Annotated in this window: 4 protein-coding genes and 1 pseudogene; 3 read left to right on the top strand and 2 right to left on the bottom strand. The window is 69.7% G+C overall.

Annotated elements, in window-relative coordinates; all coding sequences use genetic code 11:
- Positions 1–138: 138 nt before the first annotated feature.
- Together ACK5KK_RS14570 and ACK5KK_RS14575 are read left to right on the top strand one after the other, a co-directional pair.
- Positions 139–585, top strand: a pseudogene (locus ACK5KK_RS14570) (CoA transferase); the annotation flags it as partial.
- Complete coding sequence (locus ACK5KK_RS14575; protein ID WP_416890808.1) at positions 498–995, top strand: CoA transferase; 498 nt, start codon at positions 498–500, stop codon at positions 993–995. The pseudogene ACK5KK_RS14570 and the gene ACK5KK_RS14575, both read left to right, overlap by 88 nt.
- Positions 996–1,053: 58 nt before the next feature.
- On the opposite strand, the gene ACK5KK_RS14580 is transcribed toward ACK5KK_RS14575, so the two are convergent.
- Positions 1,054–1,950, bottom strand: a complete 897-nt coding sequence (locus ACK5KK_RS14580) for an NADP-dependent oxidoreductase (RefSeq protein WP_416890805.1) — start codon at positions 1,948–1,950, stop codon at positions 1,054–1,056.
- A gap of 135 nt (positions 1,951–2,085) precedes the next feature.
- Positions 2,086–3,027: a hypothetical protein gene (locus ACK5KK_RS14585; RefSeq protein WP_416890806.1), complete on the bottom strand. Its 942-nt coding sequence runs from the start codon at positions 3,025–3,027 to the stop codon at positions 2,086–2,088.
- A 109-nt stretch (positions 3,028–3,136) separates the two neighbouring features.
- Here ACK5KK_RS14585 and ACK5KK_RS14590 point away from each other — a divergent pair.
- Positions 3,137–3,398 (top strand): hypothetical protein (locus tag ACK5KK_RS14590; protein WP_416890807.1); only part of this gene is annotated, 262 nt, incomplete at its 3' end.

A 3,398-nucleotide genomic window follows, 5' to 3' on the forward strand; every position in this document is an offset into this window, starting at 1 on the left:
GAACGGTGCTTCGCCAGACTCAAGCAGTTCCGCGACCTCGCAACCCGCTACGCCAAACGCGCCGCCTACTACGCCGCCGAACTCACCATCGCCACCATCATCCTCTGGCTCCGATGACCTAGAGGACACGCTCTAGGCATCGGCGACGCCGCCGACCGCGAGCGCAGGCCCGACATCATTCGCGTGGGTGTCAGCGCCTTCGGCCACACCGGATCGCGCGGCGCCTACCGTGGCCGGGAGGAGCTGGGACAGGCGCTGACGGGAATCCAGACCCGATGGTTCGGTCCGGAGACCCCGGGCATGGTGATGCTGGCACTGAACGACTACGGCGCGGGGAACTCGGCGGCGGCGACTCGCGGCGCTGTACACCGTATGCGCGGGGGCACCGGCCAGTCCGTACACTCCTCGTTGTCGCACACGGCGACGTTCCATCAGCTCCCGTACATGGTCGCCTTCGAGGGGCGCGTCTGGGATGAGCCCGTTGCGGAGGAGCCGGGCTGGGGGCCGTTCGACCGGCTGTACCACGCGCGGGATCGAGACTTCGTCGTCACCGCGATGTCGGATGCGCACCGCTCGGCGGTGACAGCCATCGCGGGGATCGCGTCGGATCGGACGATGTCGAACGGCGGCTCGAAGCCGCGTTCGCCGCCGACGACGCGACGGTGTGGGTCGAGCGCCTGCGCGCCGCCGGCATCGGCGCCGCGGTCGCGCGCACCCAGGAGGAGACGATGGAGGACCCGCTCGCGAAGCCCCGCGGGCTCAGCCTCACGCGACCGCTGCGCTCCGGCGAGCCCATCCGCACGGTGGGGCCGAACGCCCGCCTGAGCCGCACGCCCATCGTTCCCGGTGAGATCGCCGGCCCGCCGGGTGAGGACCTCGACGAAGTGCTCGCTCGCCTGGGGATGACCGATCGTCGCGATCATCTCGTCGATATCGGGCCGTGCTCCCAGGGCGGCCGGCCGGTGCAGACTTCTTCAGTCGACTTCAAACCCTGACACGCCCGAAGGACTGAACGGTGCCGGGCTCCGCTCAGAGGAGCCCGGCACGCTCCCGTCAGGGGACGATGACGATCTTGCCCGGGGTGTGCCCCTCGAGCACGCGGTCCTGCGCGGCTCCGGCCTCGGCCAGCGGGAACGTCGCCGCAACATCCAGGGCGAAGCCTGGGATGGCGAGGACCTCGTCGAACGCCGCGCGTGGCCCGTGACCGGTTCCGCCGCCGGAGTCCTGCGCCCCGTGCTCGACGGCCGAGAAGTCGGCGATCGACAGCACGCGCGCCGGGTCGCCCGTGATCGTGATGAGCTCCGGGATGATCCCCGACCCCGCGACGTCCAGCGCGGCATCCACGCCGTTCGGAGCAACCGCGGCGACACGGGTCTCCAGGTCGTCTCCGTACACGAGCGGCGTTGCGCCCAGGTCTGCGAGGCGCTGCTGGTTGGCCTCGCTCGCCGACCCGATCACGGTGAGCCCGCGCGCACGGGCGATCTGAACGACGGCGGTGCCGACGCCGCCGGAGGCGCCGCTCACGAAGAGCGTCCACCCGGGCTCGACCCCGAGTTGATCGAGCACGCGAACCGCGGTCTCCACCGGACCGCCCCAGCCCGCCGCCTCGACCCTCGCCGTGCCCTCCGGCACCGGCGCCCAGGCGGTGAGGATGGCCCGCTCGGCATAGGTCGCCCGGCCCGAGCCGAAGACCAGGTCGCCGACCTGCACGTCGTCCACTCCTTCGCCGACCGCTTCCACGCGCCCAGCAGCATCTCCGCCCGTCCCCGACGGGAAGTCCACGGGCATCACGTCCTTCATGTAGCCCAAACGGATCTTCGTGTCGATCGGGTTCACCCCTGCGGCATCCACCCGGATGACAATCTCGCCGGGACCCGGTACCGGTTCGGGCGCGTCCACGACTTCGAGAACCTCGGGCCCGCCGTAGGAACGGAACTGCACGCTCTTCATCTCTGTGTCCTCGCCGGCGGCACGGCGCCGCCTCCAGGAACAAGACGGGGGCCGTCCCGGCCATTCCCTCGCCGATGCCGCTGTTCCGCTGAGTGGAACGCGGAACCGGCGCGCGACGTCTCGCGGATGCGCGGATCAAGCGGGCGACGGCGGGGCGTGTGCGCGCGACGGTTCGATCGGCGCCTGTTCGGCGATGGTCGGGGCGTGCGCCGACAGCGCTCCCGGGCGCCGGGCGAGGACGAGGACGATGATCAACGCGATCAGCAGCCCACCGCTCATCGTCGCGCCCATCACCACGGCGGTCGTGCCGATCAGCGCGGTCAGCGGCGGGATGACGGCGCCGATGAGCGACTGTGCGGTGCCGAGTAGGGCAGCCGCCGCTCCGGAGCCCTTGACGAACGGCGCGAGTGCGACGGCGGAGAGGTTGGCGGTGAGCGGCCCGAAGGTCAGCGGCACCAGCGCGAGGCCCGCCAAGACGACGAGCAGCGGCGCGCCCAGGGCAGCGGCTGTCGTCATGAAGATCGCGCCGGCGGTCCCGACGAAGGCGGCGACGATCATGATCGAGCGCAGAGATACCCGCCCGATGAGCACGCTGTTGAGCTGCGTTCCCACGACGATGACGACGGAGTTCACCGCGACGTCGGCCGGGATCAGGTAGGCCGTGACCAGGTTGATGTCGAGCCCGCCGATGTTCTTCTGCGCGACGTAGCGCTGCGGTGTGGCCACGATCGGCACGGTGTACGCGTTGTCCACGATGTAGATGCTGACATCCACCCACGCCTGCTCGGACTGATTGACCGGCATCGCGGCCGCCGTCGCGACGAGACCTGCGAGCTCGGGGTCGTCCTCCCGAAGCCCGTTCAGGATGGCGGTCGGACTCCAGTTCTGGTTGTAGAAGAAGTACATCGACGTCAGCGTCATCGGCAGATCCGTCGCGGCGACCTGCCCGGCGTTGATCGCGTCGAGGAGTTCACCCGTGGAGCTCGTGGTCTTCACATCGATCGCGATCTTCACCGGCTTCAGCTGCGCCGCGACCGCCTCGAACATCCGCGACGTCGTGGGCGTCGCGCCGATCATCGCCGGGATGGTCGTCGAGGTTGGTGGCGGTGGGCGGGCTGGAGTTGTCGGCATAATCGTGTGGTCCTGATCGGCTGGTCTTCTCAACGTGAGGAGACAGGAGCAGTTCATGGTCAGGATCGAGATCGAGGGACGCGGCGTGCTCATCGCCGGTCCGCTGGAAGACGTGGCCCACCGGTTCGAGAGAGAGCTTGTTTGGCGTGGATTCGCACGGAAGTCGCTGATGAACCAGTTGCGGCTACTGGCTCATCTGTCCCGGTGGCTTCAGGCGCAGGGCATCACAGCGGGCGAGTTGACGGCGGGGCAGGTCGAGGTGTTCCTGGCCGAGCGGCGCCACACCCACACGGGCCTGTTCTCGCGGAGGGCGCTGG

The organism is Microbacterium sp. (assembly GCF_047972865.1).
GTDB lineage: Bacteria > Actinomycetota > Actinomycetes > Actinomycetales > Microbacteriaceae > Microbacterium.

Coding starts and splice junctions, on each gene's coding strand:
- ACK5KK_RS14585 (WP_416890806.1), bottom strand. CDS start 3,027: ATGATCGGCGCGACGCCCACGACGTCGCGGATGTTCGAGGCGGTCGCG.
- ACK5KK_RS14580 (WP_416890805.1), bottom strand. CDS start 1,950: ATGAAGAGCGTGCAGTTCCGTTCCTACGGCGGGCCCGAGGTTCTCGAA.